The organism is Flavobacterium flevense (assembly GCF_900142775.1).
Taxonomy (GTDB): domain Bacteria; phylum Bacteroidota; class Bacteroidia; order Flavobacteriales; family Flavobacteriaceae; genus Flavobacterium; species Flavobacterium flevense.
The window spans coordinates 365,024-386,049 of the sequence record NZ_FRCC01000002.1 but is presented as its reverse complement, the minus strand read 5'-3'; the positions used below and the strand labels follow the sequence as shown (position 1 = coordinate 386,049).

Here is a 21,026-nt window from a genome sequence, read left to right as displayed (position 1 = left end):
TTGAATAATTTATGCCGAAGCAAATTTGTATTAAAAACTGGCTACAAAGATAATTAGAATAACTTAATGAGGATTCAATTTCTGTCAATTATTTAATTTATATCACGTTAAAAATTATTTAATTTTTTTTCAATAATTTATAATGATAAGCTAATATCAACTCCGTGCATTGATTGACATTAATTATTATATTTGTGAAATAAAGAAAAATCATGTCAGGGAAAAGATTAAAAAGAAAGAAACTTCACAAAAAACTGTTCACAAAAAACCGATTGGTTATATTGAATGAGGATACTTTTGAAGAAACTTTTTCTTTAAAACTGACTCTTATGAATGTCTTTGTAGTAGCTTCACTGGGTGCAATTTTTTTAATTGCAGTCACTACTTTTATCATTGCTTTTACACCATTGCGTGAATTTATTCCGGGTTATTCTTCTACTAAATTAAAAAAAGATGCTACTGAGCTGGCTTTAAAATCAGATTCTATAACTAATTTATTAAAGCAAAATCAGGCGTATATTTCATCCATACAAAAAGTGTTAACAGGTAAATTAGATTATGCTAAATTTAATAAAGATTCGATATTAGCAGCATCTACCGATACCATTCAGAAAATAGATTTATCTGCTTCCGAAGAAGAATTAGAATTGAGAGCAGAAGTGGAGAAAGAACAGAAAAAAGCACAGCAAACCGCTGTGAAAAAGAAGAAATAAATCTAATTTTTTCTTCAGAAATAATAATCAGCAAAACGAAATGTCAATAAAATCAATAGCGGCAAAACTATTTGCTAAAAATATTTATAAAAAAACACAACTTTGGGCACGTAATCCTGTAGCTACCCAACAAGCCGTTTTTGAAAGTTTAATCAAAGAGGCACAACAAACCCAATTTGGTAAAGACCACCATTTTGACCGGATAAAAACTACCGAAGATTTTGCTAATCAAGTTCCTGTTCGGGATTATGAAGATTTAAAATGCTATGTAGAAAAGGTAGTAAAAGGGGAGGAAAATGTATTGTGGAAAGGCAAACCGTTGTACTTTGCTAAAACATCAGGAACCACTTCCGGGGCTAAATATATTCCGTTGACTAAGGAGTCGATGCCGTATCATATTGAAGCAGCCCGAAATGCCATTTTGCATTATATTCATGAAACAGGAAATGCTGATTTTGTAGATGGCAAAATGATTTTCCTGCAGGGAAGTCCCATTTTAGAAAAAAAACACGGAATTCAATTTGGACGACTTTCAGGAATTGTCGCGCATTTTGTTCCGAAATATTTACAAAAAAACCGAATGCCTTCCTGGGAAATCAATTGTATCGAAGATTGGGAAACTAAAATTGATGCAATTGTCGAAGAAACCTACTCAGAAAACATGACGGTGATTTCGGGAATTCCATCCTGGGTTCAAATGTATTTTGAGCGTTTGCATCAAAAAGCAGGGAAGCCGGTAGGTGATATTTTCAAAAACTTCAATTTGTTCATTTACGGTGGCGTTAATTATGAACCGTACAGAGCCAAGTTTGAAAATCTTATTGGTCGAAAAGTTGACAGCATCGAATTGTTTCCTGCTTCAGAAGGGTTTTTTGCGTATCAGGATTCTCAAAAAGAGAAAGGAATGTTGCTGTTGTTAAACTCTGGAATTTTCTACGAATTCATAAAGGCAGATGAATTTTATACAGCTCCCGAATCCCAAAGTTTCGGGACGGGACCGAAACGTTATACCATTGGAGAAGTTGAATTAGGCGTAAATTATGTGATGATTATTTCTACTAATGCTGGACTTTGGGGCTATAATATTGGCGATACCGTTCAGTTTACCAGTCTAAAACCGTACAGAGTAATTGTTTCGGGACGAATCAAACATTATATTTCTGCTTTTGGCGAACACGTTATTGGCAAAGAAGTAGAAAGTGCGTTGCAGGAAGCTGTTGCAGGAACAACTATTCGAGTAAATGAGTTTACCGTGGCGCCACAAATCAATCCTGAAAAGGGTTTGCCATATCATGAATGGTTTATTGAATTTGATTCCGAAGCTTCGGGAGAACCGGAAGATATAGGCGCTTTTGCGGAAGCGATAGACAACGCCATGCGTAAGCAAAATATTTATTATGACGATTTGATTTCGGGCAATATTTTGCAAAAAGTAGTCATTACTAAAGTACCTGAAAATGGTTTCCGGGAATATATGAAATCCATAGGAAAACTTGGGGGTCAAAATAAGATTCCAAGACTTTCCAATGACAGGAAAATTGCTGAATTTTTATCTAAAAATCTATGAAAGAAGGTAAAAACATATCGAGAACAAGAGCTCAGGAATCATCGGCGGCTATTGAAAAAATGTACATTACCATGCGTCATTTATTTAATAGAGGGTTTTACAAACCAATGGGCATTTCGGGAGATACTTTGCGAGAAGCATTGATGACTTTACGTCCTGAAATATATGGAAATATTGCTGATGAAAAAGTAGAATTAAAAGGACTTTTGTACGTTATTGAACGATTGCCGTTAGGTATTGAAGAATGTCGTTTTATTAATCTGACTTCAGATGAGGGCTATTCTAAATCACATTTTGAAGCTATAGTTCCCCCAAAAAGGAGACGCAACTGTTATCGAATAGATGCCGAACAGATGAATGTTGAAATAACCCGTGGACGTTCGGATATTTATGATATTCTGACGCATCTTACGTTTATATTTATTGAATCGCATAAGATAAAAAACAGGGTATTGATTGATGAAGGAGGCGAAGTTTCACGCGACTGGGTAAAATTAGAGCAGGCAGTCTTAAAAAAAGAACCATTAACGCTGGTCGAAAAAGAAATTGCTATTTCGCATGCGGCAAACATCTTAGCAAGAACTTTTGAAGATGTGTTAGATATTTATGATGATTTTGGTTCAGAAGAAGCTCCGGATCGTTTTTTACACATTATTTTTTGGTTAGGAAAACTAGCCATGGAAGAAGTAGTAAGCAGTACAAAACGTACTATTACTTTTAGTCCCATTCTCAGAGAGCGTTTAGGGCATCATATTCATGGCGAAATCTGGGCTACAAATATCAAGGAAGTTTTAAAGATAAATCAGCTTTTAGACCGTCCTATTCACATTATTAGTGCCAATATGCATTCGGTAATGAATTCTATTTTTGCTAAAAATGCATTAAAAAACACCTTTAAAGACAAGTTAGATTTTGATGTTTTTGAAGAATTAAGTAAATCTTCGGCAAATGAAATCAGGAATACTGTAAAAGAGGTTGCTTTTCAAAACGGAATGATTTTTTTACCTGAAAGCGTAGGAACAAATATTGATGTTCAGATTTTTGATACCGCTAAGATTGACTGGTCAGTAACTTCCTTTTCGGAAGTCGCTTTTGGCGAACAAAAACCAGTGTTGATTGTAATGGATTATGCTTTTGGCGAACAGGCTTATGAAACGGTGGATGAGCTGTTAAAACCGTACAAAAAAAATACTTTCCTGAATGTTCAGTCGGTTTCTATTATGGGAAAAGCAGGAATTCTGGAAGGAAGAAAAGGAGATATTATGATCCCTAATGCTCATATTAACGAAGGTACAGCTGATAATTATTACTTTGAAAATGAATTAACTCCTGAAATGTTTCAGGGCAATAATATTGCTGTTTTTTCGGGTTCAATGGTTACCGTTTTAGGAACTTCGCTCCAAAACAGAGAATTATTAAAGTTTTTCCATGAGTCTACCTGGGGCGTTATTGGATTGGAAATGGAAGGCTCGCATTATCAAAAAGCCATACAATCGGCTTCTAAAATCAGAAAAAGTATCCCAAAAGATGTAAAAGTGCGTTATGCTTATTACGCTTCGGATAACCCGCTGGAAACAGGAAGCACACTGGCTTCGGGAGGTCTAGGAACTACCGGAGTAAAGCCTACTTATTTAATTACCATTAAAATACTAGAACAAATTTTAAATACAAATTACAAAACATTTGATAAATAGATAGTTATGAAAAGAATATTGATTACAGGTGCAGCGGGATTTTTAGGCTCCCATTTATGCGATCGCTTTATCAAAGAAGGTTATTTTGTTATAGGTATGGACAATCTCATAACCGGAGATTTAAAAAATATAGAACATTTGTTCAAGTTGGAAAATTTTGAATTTTATCATCACGATATTACTAAGTTTGTTCATGTTCCGGGCCAGTTAGATTATATTTTGCATTTTGCTTCACCGGCAAGCCCCATAGATTATCTAAAAATCCCAATTCAGACTCTTAAAGTGGGTTCACTTGGAACACATAATTTATTAGGATTAGCCAGAGTAAAAAATGCCAGAATTTTGATAGCTTCTACTTCTGAAGTTTATGGAGATCCATTAGTTCATCCGCAAACAGAGGAATATTACGGAAACGTAAATACAATAGGGCCAAGAGGCGTTTATGACGAAGCGAAGCGTTTCCAGGAATCCATAACCATGGCTTACCATACTTTTCATGGTGTAGAAACCAGAATTGTTAGAATTTTTAATACTTATGGGCCAAGAATGCGCCTCAATGACGGACGTGTAATTCCGGCATTTATAGGTCAGGCTTTGCGTGGTGAGGATTTAACCATTTTTGGAGATGGAATGCAAACGCGTTCTTTTTGCTACGTGGATGATCAGGTAGAGGGGATTTTCAGATTGCTGCATTCTGATTATGTATATCCCGTAAACATTGGTAATCCGGACGAAATTACCATTAAAGATTTTGCCGAAGAAATCATCAAATTAACCGGAACCAATCAAAAAGTGGTATATCATCCATTGCCAATAAACGATCCGTTACAACGCCAACCGGATACCACTAAAGCCAAAGAAATTTTAGGTTGGGAAGCTAAAGTGGATCGTGCCGAAGGAATGAAAATTACTTATGAATATTTTAAATCCTTGTCTCCGGAAGAGCTTTCTAAAGAGGAACATAAGGATTTTACCGATTATATTAAGTAGAGCAGTAAAAAATTAGCCCACAGATTAAACAGATTAAACGGATTTTTTAATCTGTGGTTAAAATGATAAGCATTACTTTATAAATGTTTTAGAAAGTTTATATTGCTTTACAACATGACAAAACCACTCGTATCTATTCTAATTCCAACGTTCAATTCTGCTCAGTTTATTGCTGAAACGATTGCTTCTGTACAGCAGCAAACGTACGAAAATTGGGAAATAATTGTAGTGGATGATGTTTCAACAGATGGAACGGTGGCCTTGATTTCAAAAATCAGGGAAATGGATGTTCGCATTCAATTGCAAGTTTTAGAAAGGAATTCCGGAACGGGTGTAGCCAGAAATACTGCTTTGGCGAAAGCCAAAGGAAAATATATTGCTTTTCTTGACGCCGATGATTTGTGGAAACCAGAGAAATTGGAAAAACAAATCCTTTTCATGCAAATGAATGATTTACCATTTACTTTTTCATTCTATGATTGCATTGATGAGCAGGGAAATTCATTAAACAGAAGAGTAAAAGCACCACGAAATTTATCATATCGGCAACTGTTTTTTTGCAATTATGTGGGTAATTTGACGGGAGTTTATGATGTGGAATTTTTTGGTAAAATCACTATTTCCAGCATTCGAAAAAGACAGGACTGGATGCACTGGTTAACCATTTTAAAGAAAATAAAAAAAGCAAAACCAGTTCCCGAAAGTTTGGCTTTTTACCGCATACGGGATAATTCCTTATCTACTTCTAAAACCGCTTTAATCCGATATAATTTTGCAGTTTACAGGCAATTTCACGGCTATAACTTAGTAGTTTCTTTGTTATGCATGACTGGGTTTTTGTTTACTCAATTAGTTATAAAACCGCTTTATTCAAAATCAGTTTAATTATTTTTATATCCAATCTTTGTCCTTGGTTTTTGTTCCTCTTTTTTCTCGGTTAATTCATCTAAATAAGAGAAAACCAATTCAATATTTTTACCTTGATTTTCTAACTTTTTCTGAATTTGGACAATATCTAATTTCATTTCGGTGGTATCGAGAAGCATTTGGCGTACTTTGGTAAAAATTCGCATAATTTGAATGTTGGTCTGAATTGCTTTTTCACTATTTAAAACGCTGGAAAGCATGAGAATACCGTGTTCTGTGAAAACAAAAGGTAATTTTCTTGTTCCGCCCCAACTTGATGTCACAATTTGTGATGTCAAGTTTTGAAACTCTTCTTTAGATAATTCAAACATAAAATCTTCAGGAAACCGTGTAATATTTCTTCTTACGGCTTGTTTCAAAACTCTAGTCTCGATTCCATAAAGTACAGCCAAATCCCGATCCAGCATTACTTTTTGATTTCTAATGTAATAAATGGTATTAGAAATAGTTTCTTCCGAAAGAATAAGTTTGGAATCCATCGCTTTATGATTTAGAACACCAATATACGATTTTATTTACATTATAAAAACGATGTAAACTGTTTTAATTTTCCTCTTGCCGTTCTTTCTAAAGTATTTTTTCTAATAAATGTAAAATGTAAATGGGGTTCTAAATACAAAGCAATTGCTTGTTCTATTTTTTGAATTTGTGCCAAATTTAATTCCGTTTCGCTTACATATTCAATCTCAAAACGATCTATTTTGGTTTGTTTGATAACAAATTCTTTGACGTTTCCATCGTCTTCAATAATAGATTTGGTTACATAATAAAATGTCAATCCTGGGGATTTTTTACCACTGGGGAGTATCGCAACATCATTAGTTCGTCCAATAAGTTGTTTTAAAATGGGTTTTTCTAAAGTACTTTTTTCATCCAAAATTCCAATATCGCCAATTTCATATCTGATAAAAGGATTTGCTTTATTGAACAGCGAAGTAATCACAATTTTACCTTTAGTTCCATTTGGGACAGAATTATTATTTTCATCTAAAATTTCGACAAAAAGAGTTTCTGAATTGACTAGCCACTCTACTTCGGTTCCGACGTTTTGGGATTCGAAAGCAATCAAATCCAGTTCCGAAGCGCCGTATTCATTGATAATTGGGATTCCAAATTGCGTTTCTAATAATTTTCTATCCTCTTCAAAAAGCATTTCGGAAGTCACCATACATACTTTCAAAGTAGGACAAATAGTTGCCAAGATGAGGTTTCGCTTTCGCAAAAATTTAGCAAATAACACAATCGAACTGGTGTAACCGTTGAGGTATTCAAATGGAATTGTTTCGAATTTTTTTAGCATTTTTTCTAAAACAGCATCCGAAAGATCAAAAACAGGAAAACGATAGCGGTGTCCCAGAAAATCCTTAATGCGTTCTTTTTTATAACCCACAAAATCCAGCGGAATCCCATAAAACCGGGCTTGCAAGGAACGATTAAAATCAATTCCATGTAAACCAAAGCGATACATATTAGACGCCCAGGTTAGTGCATGAGTGTATTTGTCTTTGGCAAAAATAAAAGGGATACCGCTCGAACCTGAAGTTTTATTGAGGTAACAGTTTTTGGTTGTAAAACCTTTTGAAAGCCTGGTTTCTAAAGGACTTTGAAGATTGCTTTTGCTTAAAACAGGTAAATCTTCCCAGTTTTTATACTCTTTAGAACCAACTAATTTTTGATAAAAAGCATTGTTTTCTAAATGAAATTCAACAATAGACTGTTTCTGCTTTTCAATAAATTGCTTTTTTTCAGACGGTGAAAGAGCGACTATTTTGTCCAAATCAGATTTGGCTTTCCGGATTGGAAAACCGTTTAATTGCAGCGAAAGGTCAAAAATAGAAAACATGAAAAGGGTTTATTTCCTCAAAAATAATATTAATAAGTAAAACTAAAGGTGGCGAATCTGTAACTTTTTAAGAAATAATTATTTTTTACGTTCAAAAGCAATTATTTTTGCAGCACTCTAAAAAGGAGTTTTTGCAACTAAAATTTAAAGACATGAATATATTACTATTGGGTTCAGGCGGAAGAGAACATGCATTTGCATGGAAAATGGTTCAAAGTCCACTTTGTGATACCCTTTTTATGGCACCTGGAAATGCTGGAACTGATGCTATAGCAACAAATGTAAATATAGCGGTAACCGATTTTGAAGCAATAAAAGCTTTGGTTATCAAGGAAAATATTGAAATGGTTGTGGTAGGTCCTGAAGATCCATTGGTAAAAGGTATTTATGATTTCTTTTTGAATGATGAAAGTTTAAAAAACATTCCTGTAATTGGACCCTCTAAATTAGGAGCTACATTAGAGGGAAGTAAAGAGTTTGCCAAAGAATTTCTGGTAAAACATAAAATCCCAACAGCTGCTTATGATAGTTTTACAGCAGAAACGGTGGAGAAAGGATGCGATTTCTTAGCGACTTTGCAACCACCTTACGTATTGAAAGCAGACGGATTAGCAGCCGGAAAAGGAGTTTTGATTATTCATGATTTGGCGGAAGCCAAAGAAGAATTAAGAAACATGTTAGTAGGACAAAAATTTGGTGCTGCGAGTTCAAAAGTGGTTATCGAAGAGTTCTTGGACGGAATTGAATTGAGCTGTTTTGTTTTAACAGACGGAAAAAGCTATAAAATTTTACCAACAGCTAAGGATTACAAACGTATTGGTGAAGGCGACACAGGCTTGAATACAGGCGGAATGGGAGCGGTTTCTCCGGTTCCTTATGTAGATGCTGTGTTGATGGAAAAAATTGAAACTCGCATTGTAAAACCTACGATTGAAGGTTTCCAGAAAGATGGAATTCCGTATAAAGGATTTGTTTTCATTGGTTTAATCAATGTAAAAAATGAACCGATTGTAATTGAATACAATGTTCGAATGGGCGATCCTGAAACAGAAGTGGTGGTTCCAAGACTGGAATCGGATTTAGTGGAGTTATTCCTGGCTGTAGCCAATGAAAAACTGGACGAATTTGAATTAAAAATAGATCCAAGAAGTGCTACAACGGTAATGCTTGTTTCTGGTGGTTATCCTGAGGATTTTGAAAAAGGGAAAGTAATTTCCGGTTTAGAAAAGGTAGAAAACTCCATTGTTTTTCACGCAGGAACTAAATTAGATAACGGAAATGTGGTAACTAACGGCGGACGTGTGATGGCAATTACTTCTTATGGTGATTCTTTCCAGGAAGCATTAGCACAATCGTATCAGAATGTGGAGAAAATATCGTTTGAAAAAATAAATTTCAGAAAAGATATTGGTTTTGATTTGGTTTAAAAACCGAAGTTTTAAGCATAAAAAAACCGAATTGCATTTTTAAAGTGCAATTCGGTTTTTTTATAATTCTTTTATTCTATTCTTATTTCAAGAATGAATGTGCAGTAGTATCCTGATTTTCAGTTCCTGCATCGTCAAAAATACGTAATTGTTTAATCCAGTAAACAATTGCTGCAGTACAAATAATCATAAAAATCCAGTTTATTGTATTAGCACCAAACCAGCTTACCAGTTCTAATGAACGTAACCAATCTAATGGTTTGAAAAGAAAATCTACAAAAAGTGATTGTATTCCTTCGAAAAATGCTTTCATGATATAGAATTTAAATTTTATTAAGCGTTGTGATAAAATGGGTAAATAATTTAAAATTTTATTAGACTAATAAAATTTTACTATATCTCGTTTCCTTTTTAAACAAGTATTATATTTACAGTCACAAAAGTATAAAATATCCTTATGATTACAAGTGTTTTTAAAAAATCTACACCATTAAATTTTTCTTTAGTAGTATTTTTGATATTGTTTTTTGATTTTGTTTATCAAATTCAGGATTTAGCTTGGTCACATTCGACGATTTTGGTTTTAAAAACAATAGCGATTGGATTGGTTATTTTAGGTTCGGCGTTGATTACTAATTTTGTAGCAAAAAGAAACAATCTCAGTAAAGACAGTGCTTACAGCATTTTATTCTTTCTTTTATATCTGATTTTTTTCCCTTCTCTTTTTGAAAATATCAATCTTGTTTTTGCTAATTTTTTTATTTTATTAGCGATTCGCAGACTGATTTCTTTACAATCTCAAAAATCATCCAAAGAGAAAATATTTGATGCTTCTTTATGGGTTCTTGTAGCTGCTTTGTTCCATTTTTGGAGTATTTTGTATCTCATTTTAGTATTTATTTCTATTATTTCGCATGTTGCCGGCGATTATAGAAACTGGCTTTTACCTTTTATTGCTTTTTTTGCAGCAGCTATCATTTTTGCATTGTATTCTTTATTATTTGATGGAGATGCAATAGGATATATCACCAGTGGGATTGAAACTGATTTTAGTATTGATTATTTTACTAATAATTATCAAAATGCGGCACTTTCAATTTATGCTACTGTAGCGTTGTTTTTTGTTATTTCGATGCTAATGACATTGTCTTCGAGATCCCAGTTGTTGCATGCTTCGTTCAGGAAAATGATAATTGCTTTTTTTATCGGAATAGTGATTTTTATAATTTCGGCTAATAAAAGTAATGATGTATTAATTTTTACAATTGCCCCTTTAGCAATAATGACTACTTGCCATATTGAAATGCCGCAACTTAAATTAAATCAGGAACTGGCTCTGGGAATATTGATTTTATGTAGTTTATTTGCTTTTTTCTCTCAGTTATAATTTGATTCCGTAAGCTAAATCACCTGCATCTCCCAGACCGGGAACTATATAACTTTGTTCATTGAGTTTTTTGTCTAAAGCGCCTATCCATAAATGACAATTTTCAGGCAAATGTTTTTCCAGATAAGCAATACCTTCCGGAGCGGCAATTATTACTGCGATATGTATGGTTTCAGGATGGCCACGTTCCATTAATCTGTTGTACACCGCAACTATAGACTGACCAGTAGCAAGCATAGGATCTACTACTAATAAGCACTTATCATTAATATCAGCTATAGCCTGATATTCGACTCTTATTTCAAAATTATCATCATTATCAGGATGGTGTCTGTAAGCCGATATGAACCCGTTTTCGGCCTGATCAAAATAATTTAGAAAACCCAGATGCATCGCTAAACCGGCTCTTAGAATAGAGCAGAGGACAATTTTATCAGCAATTTTAGTGGTGTTTTTAATCCCCAGCGGCGTTTGAATTTCGATGGATTCATATTTTAATTCCTGACTTAGTTCATAGGACATTATTTCGCCAATGCGTTCAATATTTCGTCGAAATCTCATAGCATCCTTATGCCTGTTTACATCTCTTATTTCTGCTAAAAAGTGATTTAAAACGCTGTTTTTTTCTGATAAATAATGAATTTGCATAGAGAAGAATTATGGGTTATGGATGAGAAAACAGAAAGTCGAAATGTAATTTTTTTATAAAAGTATAAAAAGTATCTTTGTCTAAATAAAAAGATAAATATGTTTTCAAAATTAGCTTATTCCGTTTTTGAACAAAGTATAAAAGATTATCATCAATTTGATAATGTGGATCAACCAATAAATAATCCTTACCCAAAGGAACAGTTTGAACATTTATTGTATTTAAAGAATTGGATTGATACAGTGCAATGGCATTTTGAAGACATTATTCGTGACCCGCAAATTGATCCGGTTGCAGCTTTGACATTAAAAAGAAGAATTGATGCTTCTAATCAGGAACGCACCGATATGGTGGAATATATTGATAGTTATTTTCTGCAAAAATACAGCAAAGTAGTTGTAAAAGACGATGCAAAAATCAACTCTGAAAGTCCAGCATGGGCATTTGACAGATTGTCTATTTTAGCATTGAAAATTTACCACATGACCGAAGAAGCTACCCGTGCAGAGGCTTCGCAGGAACACAGAGATAAATGTCAGGAAAAATTAAACATTTTATTAGAACAAAGAACCGATTTGTCTACCGCCATTGATGACTTAATAACTGATATTGAAAACGGAGATAAATTCATGAAAGTGTACAAGCAAATGAAAATGTACAACGACGATGAATTGAATCCTGTTTTGTATCAGGGGAAGAAATAATTGAACATTCAGTTGCCTCCAAAAATTAAACATATCGCCGTCATGAGACTTTCCGCAATGGGAGATGTCGCCATGACGGTTCCTGTTTTACGCGCTTTTGTAAAACAGTATCCCAACATTCAGATAACGGTCATTTCCCGACCGTTTTTCAAGCCTTTTTTTGATGGAATTCCAAATCTTTCTTTTTTTGCTTTCGACGAAAAAGAACGTCATAAAGGATTTTTAGGTTTGCTGCGATTGTTTAATGATCTAAAAAAATTAAAAATTGACGCATTTGCCGATTTGCATAATGTACTTCGTTCTAAAGTAGTCAGAATACTTTTTGCTTTAAGCGGAAAAAAAACGGCAGCCGTTGACAAAGGAAGAAAAGCTAAAAAAGCATTAACGCGGGCAGAAAATAAAATTTTTAAACAACTGCCTACCATGTTTGAAAGGCACGTAAAAGTCTTTGAAAAATTAGGTTTCCCGGTAGATTTATCCAATCCGACATTTCCTGAAAAAGCAGTCTTGAGTCCTGATATTCTAGCAATAATTGGAGAAAATCACCAAAAATTAATCGGAATTGCTCCTTTTGCTCAATATGATTCTAAAGTCTATCCTTTGGATTTAATGCAGGAAGTTATAGCACAATTGGCAGAATCCCGAAGTTTCGGGAAGGAAAATAAAATTTTGCTTTTTGGTGGTGGTGAGAAAGAAATTGCCCTCTTAGATGCTATTTCAAAACCTTATGAAAACGTCATTAATATGGCGGGAAAAATCCGGTTTCAGCAGGAATTACAGCTCATTAGTAATCTGGATGTGATGCTTTCTATGGATTCCGGAAATGCACATATTGCAGCCATGTTAGGTGTAAAAGTGATTACACTTTGGGGAGCAACCCATCCTTTTGCTGGTTTTTCACCTTTTAATCAAGCTATCGAAAACGCCTTTGTTTCTAATAGAGAAATGTTTCCTTTATTACCCACTTCGGTTTATGGAAACAAAAAAGTAGCAGGTTATGAAGAGGCTATGAGAACCATTCCACCAGACTCCATTGTGGAAATTTTAAATAATTGTAACTAAGTGAATTAAGTTACATTCTTACAAACCCTCATGTTTCCTGAGTTTTTTAATGAAAGAATAATTTTATAAATTATTTAACAAACCGCCTTTAAAGTATTAGTATTAAAAATACTACTTTGGCTCACCGTAACCTGATCTTGTAAGTCAGAAGTTATAATGGAGAAATAGAGAAACTTTTCATAAAGTAGCTTTAAATCTTAAATGTTTAATATTTAAAACATAGCTATTTATGAAAAAAACTATAGGACTAGTTACCATTTTCTTTTTATTTTCATTTTCAGTCTTTTCCCAAAAAGCGACTATTTCAGGTGTTATAATTGATGGTAATGAAAAAACACCAGTTTACAATTCAGTTGTAGCTTTGTTAACCCCTATAGATTCTATTTTGTACCAATTTACCCGTTCTGGTAAGGACGGTAAATTCAATCTCAAAAATGTAAAAGAAGGAGAATACATTCTGATGACTTCCCACAATCAATATGCCGATTATGTGGATGGAATTACGATGGATCAAAATGACAAAAAGTTAGGAACTATCCCTTTGATGAGCAAAATAGAGCTTTTAAGAGAAGTAATTATTAAAACAGGTTCCATAAGAATTAAAGGCGATACGACCAGTTACCGAGCCAGTGATTTTAAAGTAGATGCTAATGCAAATGTGGAAGAATTACTTAAAAAGCTTCCCGGAATTCAGGTAGATAAAAACGGAGCCATAAAAGCCATGGGAGAAACGGTACAAAAAGTATTGGTAGATGGTGAAGAATTTTTTGGCGACGATCCTGGTATGGCGGTAAAAAACTTAAGAGCCGATGCCGTAAAAGAAGTTCAGGTATTTGATAAGAAAAGTGAACTGGCCGAATTTACAGGAATTGACGATGGAAAAACCCAAAAAACAATTAATCTGAAATTAAAAGAAGATAAGAAGAAGGGATATTTTGGTAAAATAGACGGAGCTAATCAGCCCTTTACGGATGCTGATTCCAGATACAATACTAATTTAATGTTTAGCAGTTTTAAAGGAAAAAGGAAATTATCTGCCTTTTTATTAAATGGAAATACCGGTCAGGACGGACTAGGCTGGGAAGACAGCGAGAAATTTGGAGCCCGTGACAACAACATCAGTATGAATATGGATGATGATGGAAATGTAAGCTATGAATGGGTAGGTGATAACAATGATGGAGAACCACGTATCAATACTCAAAATGGATTCATCAAAAATACCAATGCAGGATTGCAGTACACTAACAAGTGGAATGATAAACAAAACCTGAATGTTTCTCCCAAATTCAATAATCAGATTTACACCAATAACAGTAGCAGAATTTCCCAAACGCAGGTAGGAGATACCCAATTAAATGAAAACCGCTCTACGGTAACGAATGTTGACAGGAGTAATTTTAAACTTAATGCGGTTTATGATGTGAAATTAGATTCGGTGAATTCCATAAAATTCTCAGCCAGAACTAATTTTTATAATACAGACAGTGATGAATTTACCGATGGAATCACAACAGGAAATGACGGAATAGTAAAAAACAAACAACAGCGTTCCTTTACCACTAATTCCGATAAATCTGCCTTGTCAGCCGGTTTTTTATTCAAACATAAATTTGCGAAAGCGCGACGTACTTTTTCGGTAAATAGCAGTTGGAGTATGTTGAATACCACTTCGGATAATTTTTTAAAATCGTCTAACGAAAGTTATGTAGAGGGTGTTCTTGCAACAAAAGACGATATTGATCAAAATAAAATAGGCGACAGAACCAGTCAGAATTTTTCCGCCAGTTTTAGTTATTCTGAACCTATTGCTAAACAAATATCACTTCAGTTTGCTTACCAAATTGCTTATGACAAAGGCAAAAACAACTATTTCACTTATGATTATTCAGAAGACACAGGGAAATATGACCAATTAGTGTCTTCCTTGTCCAATGAGTTTGAACAAACGTTAATTACACACAGACCCAATTTAAAACTGAGTTACAATGCTAAAAAAATTAATTATAGTATTGGAAGTGGTTTTGGATTTACTTCTTTTGATTTGTTAGATAAAACGATGGATAAACAATACAAGCGTAGTTATACTAACTTTTTTCCTTCGGCAAATTTCTCTTACAGGTATAAAAGCAACAGCAGTTTAAGGGTCAATTATCAGGGATCAACCAGACAGCCTACACTGGACCAATTACAACCGTTGAGAAACAATCAGGACTTTTTTAATCAAACGGTGGGAAATCCGGATTTGAAGCAATCTTTTACTAATAATATTAACATCAATCAGGGCAGTTATGATATGCTGACGGAAACGCAAATTTATCAGGGATTAAATTTCAGCACCACAAGTAATGCCATTATCTATAGTAGAGTAATTGACCCGGAAACGGCTAAAACAGTTTCCAAACCCATAAATACGAATGGAAATTTTTCAGGAAATTTTTATTTGGGATATGGATTTAAAATAAAGAAATTAGATATGAGAGCTGATTTTAGTCCTTCATTTGGCTATAATAAATCAGTACTTAGCATTAATGATAAAATGGGTAGTGCTAAGAATTTAAACACAGGACTTTCGGTTTATTTAAATAAATCCAAGCAAAAGCAATACGATATTAGTTTAAGTAACCGCTTCTCATTTAACAGAAGCAGTACTTCTCAAAATGACGAAGTTAAATCCTTTAACACGAATAACTTAAATTTAGACATAGGAGTTTATTTTGCTAAAAATTGGAAAGTATCTACTGATTATAACCTGAATACCCGACAAAAAACAGTCGATTTTCAAGACAATTTAACCAATCAATTGTGGAATGCAAGATTGCAACGCACCTTTAAAAATGATGAGTTTACCGCTTATTTTATGATGCGTGATATTTTAAATCAAAATATTGGTATACAAAGAAATGTATATGAAAATACGATTAGTCAGGAACAAAACGACAGATTAAAACGATATGCTATGATAGGTTTTACCTGGAATTTTAAAAATGGTGGCGGAACAAAAAATAAATAAAATAATATCAGTTTTTGAAATAAAAAAAACAAAATAGCTATATGAAAACAATACTTTTTTTTATTACCGTGCTTTTTTTTACAATAACAACAAGTGCACAGCAATTTGTAAACAAAGCTGTTATTGAATATGAAGTAAGTACAAATCTCAAAAAAACAATGAGTAATGACAGTTGGGACGAAATGATGAAAGACAACCTTTCTGATCTTAAAATTTCGTATTTCAATTATACTTTTGCCGACAATAAAAGCATTTTTAAATTTGACAGGTGGAGTCCCAAAACAAGGATTCCAAAATACCTGAAAGATGCCGATGAAGAAAACAGCTGGTATTTTGATTTTAATACAGGAATGATGAATATGAAAAAACAAATAGTAGGAACTAATTTTGTTATAATTGACAGCATTCCAAAAATTGAATGGAAAATTACCAATGAAAACAGAGAAATTGCCGGTTATAATTGCCGAAAAGCCGTGGGCAAAATAATGGATGACGTGTATGTTTTTGCTTTTTACACGGATGATATTACCATTTCCGGTGGTCCATGTTCTGTAAATGGTTTGCCGGGCATGATTTTAGGACTTACCATCCCTCGATTATATACTTCCTATATTGCCACTAAGGTTGATGTGACTTTTACCAATGCAGCGGAGATAAAAACCATTACTGACAAAAAAACCTATGATTTTGCGGGTTTGAAATCCCTGATAGAAGAGAGAACAAAAGAGTGGTTTAGTTATGGAGATAACAAAGAAGAAAACGAAAGACAAAAGAATATGTTCTTGTGGAGTGCGTTTTTGTAAAACGCTGATTAAATGGAATCCAATATATTATTTATCTAATCTTTCTGTCACATTGAGCTTGTCTTAATTCGTCCAATTGGTGTAAAAACAAATCACAAATAAATCTTTTCGTCTTTACATCTGCCGTAAATATATCTTTTTAGGTTCGAAATGGTTTCCTGATAATCAGGAGCTTCAAACCCGAAGCGTTCGTGTTCCATTTGCTGTTTTTCGATGGCATTGCAACCTTTGATAACTTCTTTAAGCATATCAAGCATAGGGAGTTCTTTATTGTCCGTTTTTTGAAATTTAAACTCCACAATTTCGTCCTGCAATTGCTCGCAATAGGCGATAAGTCGCATTACTTCCGGTTCGTCAAGAAGCGAAGGATTGTTTTTGAATATTTCCCTAATGGATTTCATAATCAATAAGTTCGTACCTGTTTATGGCTTTATTTAGTTCTTTTGATTTTTGAAGGATTTTGTCTGGTGTCAAAAACATCAGCAATCATTATATATTTTTGTTTTGAGTCTATAGAATAAATGATTTTATAATTATCACAAATCAGATACCTGTATTCTTTTTCTCTGTCTAATAAAAATTCTTCGACTTGTGAAATTTCAGGATGAGAAAGTAACTTATTTGGTTCTAAAATAATTTTTTCAATTATATTTTTAGCAACTCGAACACCTGCTTTTTCAATATAATATTCAAAAATTTGATCCAATTGCATTTCTGCAAAATCAGACCAAATTATTTTAAAAGCCATTATTTGTATTTAGATAAAAGTTCAGCAGTCGTTTTAAATTTACCATTTTTAAAATCTTCTTCTGATTGGTCAATTCTTGAATTTAATTCATGAACCGACATCGGTTTTAGTTTTTTTTGAGTTTCCACTTTTAATAAATTTTCAAACTGAGCAATTAACTCTTCACTTTGAAGTTTAAGAAACTCTTGTATAAATTCAATTTTTCTAGTTTGTAAATCCATGATAACTACTATTTTATTCAAAAATACAAAATTATTGTTTGCTTAGTGTAAATTTTAAGATTGTGTTTACTAGTGAGACGCTTACTATGATAATAATTACTTCCGGTTCTTCAAGAAGCGAAGGATTGGATTTCATGGTATGAAATTTAATTGGAATGAGTTAACTGTTCACAAATGAGATGTTGTATTAGTTACTGCGTTATGCTATCGAAATAGAAATTTTTTTCCCTAATCCAATTTCTAACAATCGGTATAAAGTGGAAAGCTGAATATCAGTATGGCCGTTTTCAATCCTTGAAATAAAACTTTTTTTAGTTCCGGTTTTGTCTGCTAATTCTTGTTGGGTCAAACGAGCTAGCTTGCGTTCTTCTTTAATAAGTTCGCCAATTGCAAATGCTTTAGCTTTTATTTCAAAATTGATTCTTTCCGGAGTTCCAGGTTTTCCATATTTGGATTCTAAAAGTTCATCAAAATTGGTAATGTTATTTTCCTTTTTCATTATCTTTTATCTTAAAATATTCTTCTTTAAGTTTTTCCGCTTTCATTAGTTCATTTTTTGGAGTCTTTTGAGATTTTTTTTGGAAACCATTAAAAAGAACAATCAATTTTCCTTCGTCAAAACAACAAAATACTCTAAATATATTTCCGCCAAGTTCTATTCTAATTTCATACAAACCATTTGTTCCACTCAAATGATCAAAGAATTTTTTAGGAACTCTTTCTAAAACAGTAATCATAAAAAGAACTTCATCAATTTTATTTTGAACTTTCTCATTTTGAAGATTATAAAAATCCAAAAAGTAATCTTTATAAAATATGATTTTTCGAATTTTCTCCATAGCAAAGTTAACTAATAATGGAACATTAAAAAACAATTATTTCGTTTTTTATTACCAATATAAGAAAAAACTTAGCATCCATAAAACAAAAAACTTCCCTTTTCAGAGAAGTTTTCAATTATTAGAATTTGTAAATTTAAATATTGGAATTTAAAGACTATACATCATCAAAATCCACATAAATCGTGTCTGATGTTGGATGTGCCTGACAGCTCAGGATTAATCCATCGGCAATTTCTTTATCGGTAAGGATCGAGTTTTTCTTCATTTCGGCGCTACCTTCGGTTACGCGGCAAAGACAGCTGCTGCAAATTCCGCCCTGGCAGGAATAAGGCGCATCAATACCTTGTTTTAAGGCTGCTTCCAGAATGGTTTGTTTTTGAGACATTTCGAAAGTCGTTTCTTCATCGTCCACCATAATGGTAATTTTCGAATGCCCAGCTAAATCTTTGATTTCATTTTCATGAACGGAAGCCGTAAAAAGCTCAAACTTAATAGCCGAATCTTTTACGTTTTTCTCTTTCAAAATTCCTGAAACTGTATCAATCATTTGTTCAGGACCGCACAAATAGAATTTTTCAAATTCTACAGCAGCGTGTTTATTGTTCAAAACATAATTCACCACTGATTTGTCAATTCGACCAAATAAAGCTTCATCGGCTTTAGCCTGGCTGTATACATAATGTACAAACAATCGGTTTACATATTGCAGATGCAAGTCATGTAATTCCTGATGAAAAATAGTTTCTTCCGGTGATTTATTCCCGTAAACAAGCACAAAAGAACTCATAGGTTCGCTTTTTAAAACCGATTTTAAGATGGATAAAACAGGTGTAATTCCGCTTCCGGAAACAAAAGCAACGTAATTTTTTTGTTTATGTGCATCGGGTTCAAAAGTGAATTTCCCTTCTGGTTTTCCTACTTCAAGGACATCACCCGCTTTGAGTTTAGTGTTGGCAAATTGAGAAAAAGCCCCGTCTTTTACCGCTTTTACCGCAATACGCAATTCACCACTTTCCGGTGAAGAACAAATAGAATAAGCACGACGAATTTCTTTTCCGTCTAATGTTAACCGGATGTTTACGTATTGTCCTGCAATAAATTTATAATCCTCTTTTAATTCGGCAGGGACATTAAAAAGTATCGAAACGGCAGCGGCAGTTTCTCTTTTAACCTCTTTTATAAGGAGTTTAAGAAAATTTGGCATGTGATATAATTTTTGACAAAGATAGCAAACGGAATAGCTTCTTAAAATCAAAAGATAAAAATTTCATACCTAAATTTGTTATGTATAAGAAACTTATGTATGTTTGTTGTTCAAAATGAAAGCGATTATGAAAAATTCACAATTATACAAAGGAAGTTTGAATACCATTATCATGAAATTATTAGAAGAAAATGGTAAGATGTACGGTTATGAAATTACCCAAAAAGTAAAAGCAATTACGCAGGGAGAATTGAATATTACTGAAGGCGCTTTGTATCCTGCTTTGCATAAACTGGAAGCCGAAGGTTTTCTTGATGTGGAAATTGAAAAAATAGATAATCGAATGCGAAAGTATTACAAACTCACAGAATCGGGAGAAAAAGAAACAGTGAATCGACTTTCAGAATTAGAAGATTTTATCAGAAATATGCAGAGTTTAGTGAATCCAAAATTAGAATTTTAACTTTTCGAACTATGAAATTAACCAACCAACAAATTGCAATAATTGATCAAACTTTAATTGATAAAGGTGTGATTTATGATGATATTAAACTGGAATTACTGGATCACATTGTAACGGATATTGAATTAGAAACCGAAGAATCTAATTTTGATGTTGCTTTTTCTAAAGCTATGTATAAATGGGAAAGAGAGTTGGAAGAAATTAATCCTTCGGGAAAATTTGCAGCTCCAAGAATAGTTATGGAAAAATTTTCTACATTTTTTAAAGGTCAATATAAATTCTTGTTTCCAGTTGCTGCTATTTTTAGTTTTTTAATAGCAATCATTACAACGTTATATCCTGAAGAATTTGTTTATAATATTTTAAAGTTAGTTTTTTATTCGGTATATTTTTTATTGTGTTTAGGCGGAATAATTAGTCTATTTTTTATTTCGAAAACAAAATCAAAAACAATTTCCGGAAAATTGATTCAAAAGAGTTGGTGGTTTCTTGTTTTACAATTTTGCGCTATTTACATATATTCAAGTAGCTATAGTCGTTTGTATCGGCATTATAATAATGAACCGTTTTTGGGAAAATTTATCGAATGGTTTATGCCTTGTTACTTTTTTTTGCTGGCTTTCCATTTAATTATGATTGCAGTAGAACATTTTACAATAGTCAAAAAATATAAATTGGTTTGATTTTTTGTAAAATAAATAAAATCAACAAGTTAATGGCTTAAAATGATTCAACAGAAAAGAATAGATGTTTAAATTTCTATATTTCA

23 protein-coding genes are annotated in these 21,026 nt (G+C 33.1%); 13 read left to right on the top strand and 10 right to left on the bottom strand.

Features of this window, described 5'->3' with window-relative positions; translation table 11 throughout:
- The first annotated feature begins 329 nt into the window (after window positions 1-329).
- The 5 genes from BUB89_RS04855 to BUB89_RS04835 all read left to right on the top strand — a co-directional run bounded on the left by BUB89_RS04855 (window position 330) and on the right by BUB89_RS04835 (window position 5,849).
- Window positions 330-713 (top strand): peptidase, encoded by a 384-nt coding sequence (locus BUB89_RS04855; RefSeq protein WP_373862907.1) that lies wholly within the window; start codon window positions 330-332, stop codon window positions 711-713.
- A 40-nt stretch (window positions 714-753) separates the two neighbouring features.
- The gene (locus BUB89_RS04850) at window positions 754-2,280 is read left to right on the top strand and encodes a GH3 auxin-responsive promoter family protein (RefSeq protein ID WP_073242511.1); all 1,527 of its coding nucleotides are present in this window, start codon (window positions 754-756) and stop codon (window positions 2,278-2,280) included.
- Window positions 2,277-3,974, top strand: a complete 1,698-nt coding sequence (locus BUB89_RS04845; RefSeq protein ID WP_073242509.1) for a DUF6909 family protein — start codon at window positions 2,277-2,279, stop codon at window positions 3,972-3,974. The genes BUB89_RS04850 and BUB89_RS04845 overlap by 4 nt, the downstream gene beginning before the upstream one ends.
- A 6-nt stretch (window positions 3,975-3,980) precedes the next feature.
- A complete protein-coding gene (locus BUB89_RS04840) occupies window positions 3,981-4,964 on the top strand; it encodes a UDP-glucuronic acid decarboxylase family protein (RefSeq protein ID WP_073242507.1) in 984 nt (327 codons plus the stop codon).
- Window positions 4,965-5,078: 114 nt separating this feature from the next.
- Window positions 5,079-5,849 carry a glycosyltransferase family 2 protein gene (locus BUB89_RS04835; protein ID WP_073242505.1) on the top strand — a complete coding sequence of 257 codons (771 nt, stop codon included), beginning with the start codon at window positions 5,079-5,081 and terminating at the stop codon, window positions 5,847-5,849.
- Here the strand turns inward: BUB89_RS04835 and BUB89_RS04830 are convergent.
- Together BUB89_RS04830 and BUB89_RS04825 are read right to left on the bottom strand one after the other, a co-directional pair.
- Window positions 5,846-6,370 (bottom strand): ORF6N domain-containing protein, encoded by a 525-nt coding sequence (locus BUB89_RS04830; RefSeq protein WP_073242503.1) that lies wholly within the window; start codon window positions 6,368-6,370, stop codon window positions 5,846-5,848. The genes BUB89_RS04835 and BUB89_RS04830 overlap by 4 nt on opposite strands.
- Window positions 6,371-6,411: 41 nt before the next feature.
- The gene (locus BUB89_RS04825) at window positions 6,412-7,734 is read right to left on the bottom strand and encodes a phenylacetate--CoA ligase family protein (RefSeq protein WP_073242501.1); all 1,323 of its coding nucleotides are present in this window, start codon (window positions 7,732-7,734) and stop codon (window positions 6,412-6,414) included.
- Between the two features lie 152 nt (window positions 7,735-7,886).
- On the opposite strand from BUB89_RS04825, the gene purD reads away from it, so the two are divergent.
- On the top strand, window positions 7,887-9,161 hold the full coding sequence (purD, locus tag BUB89_RS04820) for a phosphoribosylamine--glycine ligase (protein WP_073242498.1): 1,275 nt from the start codon (window positions 7,887-7,889) through the stop codon (window positions 9,159-9,161).
- A gap of 82 nt (window positions 9,162-9,243) precedes the next feature.
- Here purD and BUB89_RS04815 read toward each other — a convergent pair whose 3' ends face one another.
- Complete coding sequence (locus tag BUB89_RS04815; RefSeq protein ID WP_073242497.1) at window positions 9,244-9,474, bottom strand: DUF6341 family protein; 231 nt, start codon at window positions 9,472-9,474, stop codon at window positions 9,244-9,246.
- A gap of 144 nt (window positions 9,475-9,618) precedes the next feature.
- On the opposite strand from BUB89_RS04815, the gene BUB89_RS04810 reads away from it, so the two are divergent.
- Entirely contained in the window at window positions 9,619-10,548 is a 930-nt protein-coding gene (locus BUB89_RS04810) for a DUF6427 family protein (protein ID WP_073242496.1), read from the top strand.
- Here the strand turns inward: BUB89_RS04810 and upp are convergent.
- The gene (gene upp, locus BUB89_RS04805) at window positions 10,543-11,196 is read right to left on the bottom strand and encodes a uracil phosphoribosyltransferase (protein WP_073242494.1); all 654 of its coding nucleotides are present in this window, start codon (window positions 11,194-11,196) and stop codon (window positions 10,543-10,545) included. The two genes, BUB89_RS04810 and upp, sit on opposite strands and share 6 nt — an antisense overlap.
- Before the next feature lie 99 nt (window positions 11,197-11,295).
- Between upp and BUB89_RS04800 the strand changes: the two genes are divergently transcribed.
- The 4 genes from BUB89_RS04800 to BUB89_RS04785 all read left to right on the top strand — a co-directional run bounded on the left by BUB89_RS04800 (window position 11,296) and on the right by BUB89_RS04785 (window position 16,779).
- On the top strand, window positions 11,296-11,901 hold the full coding sequence (locus tag BUB89_RS04800; RefSeq protein ID WP_073242492.1) for a DUF4254 domain-containing protein: 606 nt from the start codon (window positions 11,296-11,298) through the stop codon (window positions 11,899-11,901).
- Between the two features lie 42 nt (window positions 11,902-11,943).
- Complete coding sequence (locus BUB89_RS04795) at window positions 11,944-12,963, top strand: glycosyltransferase family 9 protein (RefSeq protein WP_073243013.1); 1,020 nt, start codon at window positions 11,944-11,946, stop codon at window positions 12,961-12,963.
- A gap of 229 nt (window positions 12,964-13,192) precedes the next feature.
- Window positions 13,193-15,976, top strand: coding sequence for an outer membrane beta-barrel protein (locus tag BUB89_RS04790; protein ID WP_073242490.1), 2,784 nt, complete (start codon window positions 13,193-13,195; stop codon window positions 15,974-15,976).
- Between the two features lie 41 nt (window positions 15,977-16,017).
- Window positions 16,018-16,779, top strand: coding sequence for a GLPGLI family protein (locus BUB89_RS04785; RefSeq protein WP_073242488.1), 762 nt, complete (start codon window positions 16,018-16,020; stop codon window positions 16,777-16,779).
- A 92-nt stretch (window positions 16,780-16,871) separates the two neighbouring features.
- Here BUB89_RS04785 and BUB89_RS04780 read toward each other — a convergent pair whose 3' ends face one another.
- The 6 genes from BUB89_RS04780 to BUB89_RS04755 all read right to left on the bottom strand — a co-directional run bounded on the left by BUB89_RS04780 (window position 16,872) and on the right by BUB89_RS04755 (window position 19,794).
- Window positions 16,872-17,180 (bottom strand): hypothetical protein, encoded by a 309-nt coding sequence (locus BUB89_RS04780; protein WP_073242486.1) that lies wholly within the window; start codon window positions 17,178-17,180, stop codon window positions 16,872-16,874.
- 29 nt (window positions 17,181-17,209) lie between these two features.
- Window positions 17,210-17,527 (bottom strand): type II toxin-antitoxin system RelE/ParE family toxin, encoded by a 318-nt coding sequence (locus tag BUB89_RS04775; protein ID WP_073242484.1) that lies wholly within the window; start codon window positions 17,525-17,527, stop codon window positions 17,210-17,212.
- Window positions 17,527-17,748, bottom strand: a complete 222-nt coding sequence (locus BUB89_RS04770; RefSeq protein ID WP_073242481.1) for a hypothetical protein — start codon at window positions 17,746-17,748, stop codon at window positions 17,527-17,529. The genes BUB89_RS04775 and BUB89_RS04770 overlap by 1 nt, the downstream gene beginning before the upstream one ends.
- Window positions 17,749-17,947: 199 nt before the next feature.
- Window positions 17,948-18,247: a helix-turn-helix domain-containing protein gene (locus tag BUB89_RS04765; protein WP_073242479.1), complete on the bottom strand. Its 300-nt coding sequence runs from the start codon at window positions 18,245-18,247 to the stop codon at window positions 17,948-17,950.
- The gene (locus BUB89_RS04760; RefSeq protein WP_307723308.1) at window positions 18,231-18,623 is read right to left on the bottom strand and encodes a type II toxin-antitoxin system RelE/ParE family toxin; all 393 of its coding nucleotides are present in this window, start codon (window positions 18,621-18,623) and stop codon (window positions 18,231-18,233) included. The genes BUB89_RS04765 and BUB89_RS04760 overlap by 17 nt, the downstream gene beginning before the upstream one ends.
- 121 nt (window positions 18,624-18,744) lie before the next feature.
- The gene (locus tag BUB89_RS04755) at window positions 18,745-19,794 is read right to left on the bottom strand and encodes a ferredoxin--NADP reductase (RefSeq protein ID WP_073242476.1); all 1,050 of its coding nucleotides are present in this window, start codon (window positions 19,792-19,794) and stop codon (window positions 18,745-18,747) included.
- Window positions 19,795-19,921: 127 nt separating this feature from the next.
- On the opposite strand from BUB89_RS04755, the gene BUB89_RS04750 reads away from it, so the two are divergent.
- Complete coding sequence (locus BUB89_RS04750; protein ID WP_073242474.1) at window positions 19,922-20,257, top strand: PadR family transcriptional regulator; 336 nt, start codon at window positions 19,922-19,924, stop codon at window positions 20,255-20,257.
- 11 nt (window positions 20,258-20,268) lie between these two features.
- Window positions 20,269-20,940: a hypothetical protein gene (locus BUB89_RS04745; protein WP_073242472.1), complete on the top strand. Its 672-nt coding sequence runs from the start codon at window positions 20,269-20,271 to the stop codon at window positions 20,938-20,940.
- Window positions 20,941-21,026 lie beyond the last annotated feature (86 nt).

Coding starts and splice junctions, on each gene's coding strand:
- BUB89_RS04855 (WP_373862907.1), top strand. CDS start 330: ATGAATGTCTTTGTAGTAGCTTCACTGGGTGCAATTTTTTTAATTGCA.
- BUB89_RS04850 (WP_073242511.1), top strand. CDS start 754: ATGTCAATAAAATCAATAGCGGCAAAACTATTTGCTAAAAATATTTAT.
- BUB89_RS04845 (WP_073242509.1), top strand. CDS start 2,277: ATGAAAGAAGGTAAAAACATATCGAGAACAAGAGCTCAGGAATCATCG.
- BUB89_RS04840 (WP_073242507.1), top strand. CDS start 3,981: ATGAAAAGAATATTGATTACAGGTGCAGCGGGATTTTTAGGCTCCCAT.
- BUB89_RS04835 (WP_073242505.1), top strand. CDS start 5,079: ATGACAAAACCACTCGTATCTATTCTAATTCCAACGTTCAATTCTGCT.
- BUB89_RS04830 (WP_073242503.1), bottom strand. CDS start 6,370: ATGGATTCCAAACTTATTCTTTCGGAAGAAACTATTTCTAATACCATT.
- BUB89_RS04825 (WP_073242501.1), bottom strand. CDS start 7,734: ATGTTTTCTATTTTTGACCTTTCGCTGCAATTAAACGGTTTTCCAATC.
- purD (WP_073242498.1), top strand. CDS start 7,887: ATGAATATATTACTATTGGGTTCAGGCGGAAGAGAACATGCATTTGCA.
- BUB89_RS04815 (WP_073242497.1), bottom strand. CDS start 9,474: ATGAAAGCATTTTTCGAAGGAATACAATCACTTTTTGTAGATTTTCTT.
- BUB89_RS04810 (WP_073242496.1), top strand. CDS start 9,619: ATGATTACAAGTGTTTTTAAAAAATCTACACCATTAAATTTTTCTTTA.
- upp (WP_073242494.1), bottom strand. CDS start 11,196: ATGCAAATTCATTATTTATCAGAAAAAAACAGCGTTTTAAATCACTTT.
- BUB89_RS04800 (WP_073242492.1), top strand. CDS start 11,296: ATGTTTTCAAAATTAGCTTATTCCGTTTTTGAACAAAGTATAAAAGAT.
- BUB89_RS04795 (WP_073243013.1), top strand. CDS start 11,944: ATGAGACTTTCCGCAATGGGAGATGTCGCCATGACGGTTCCTGTTTTA.
- BUB89_RS04790 (WP_073242490.1), top strand. CDS start 13,193: ATGAAAAAAACTATAGGACTAGTTACCATTTTCTTTTTATTTTCATTT.
- BUB89_RS04785 (WP_073242488.1), top strand. CDS start 16,018: ATGAAAACAATACTTTTTTTTATTACCGTGCTTTTTTTTACAATAACA.
- BUB89_RS04780 (WP_073242486.1), bottom strand. CDS start 17,180: ATGAAATCCATTAGGGAAATATTCAAAAACAATCCTTCGCTTCTTGAC.
- BUB89_RS04775 (WP_073242484.1), bottom strand. CDS start 17,527: ATGGCTTTTAAAATAATTTGGTCTGATTTTGCAGAAATGCAATTGGAT.
- BUB89_RS04770 (WP_073242481.1), bottom strand. CDS start 17,748: ATGGATTTACAAACTAGAAAAATTGAATTTATACAAGAGTTTCTTAAA.
- BUB89_RS04765 (WP_073242479.1), bottom strand. CDS start 18,247: ATGAAAAAGGAAAATAACATTACCAATTTTGATGAACTTTTAGAATCC.
- BUB89_RS04755 (WP_073242476.1), bottom strand. CDS start 19,794: ATGCCAAATTTTCTTAAACTCCTTATAAAAGAGGTTAAAAGAGAAACT.
- BUB89_RS04750 (WP_073242474.1), top strand. CDS start 19,922: ATGAAAAATTCACAATTATACAAAGGAAGTTTGAATACCATTATCATG.
- BUB89_RS04745 (WP_073242472.1), top strand. CDS start 20,269: ATGAAATTAACCAACCAACAAATTGCAATAATTGATCAAACTTTAATT.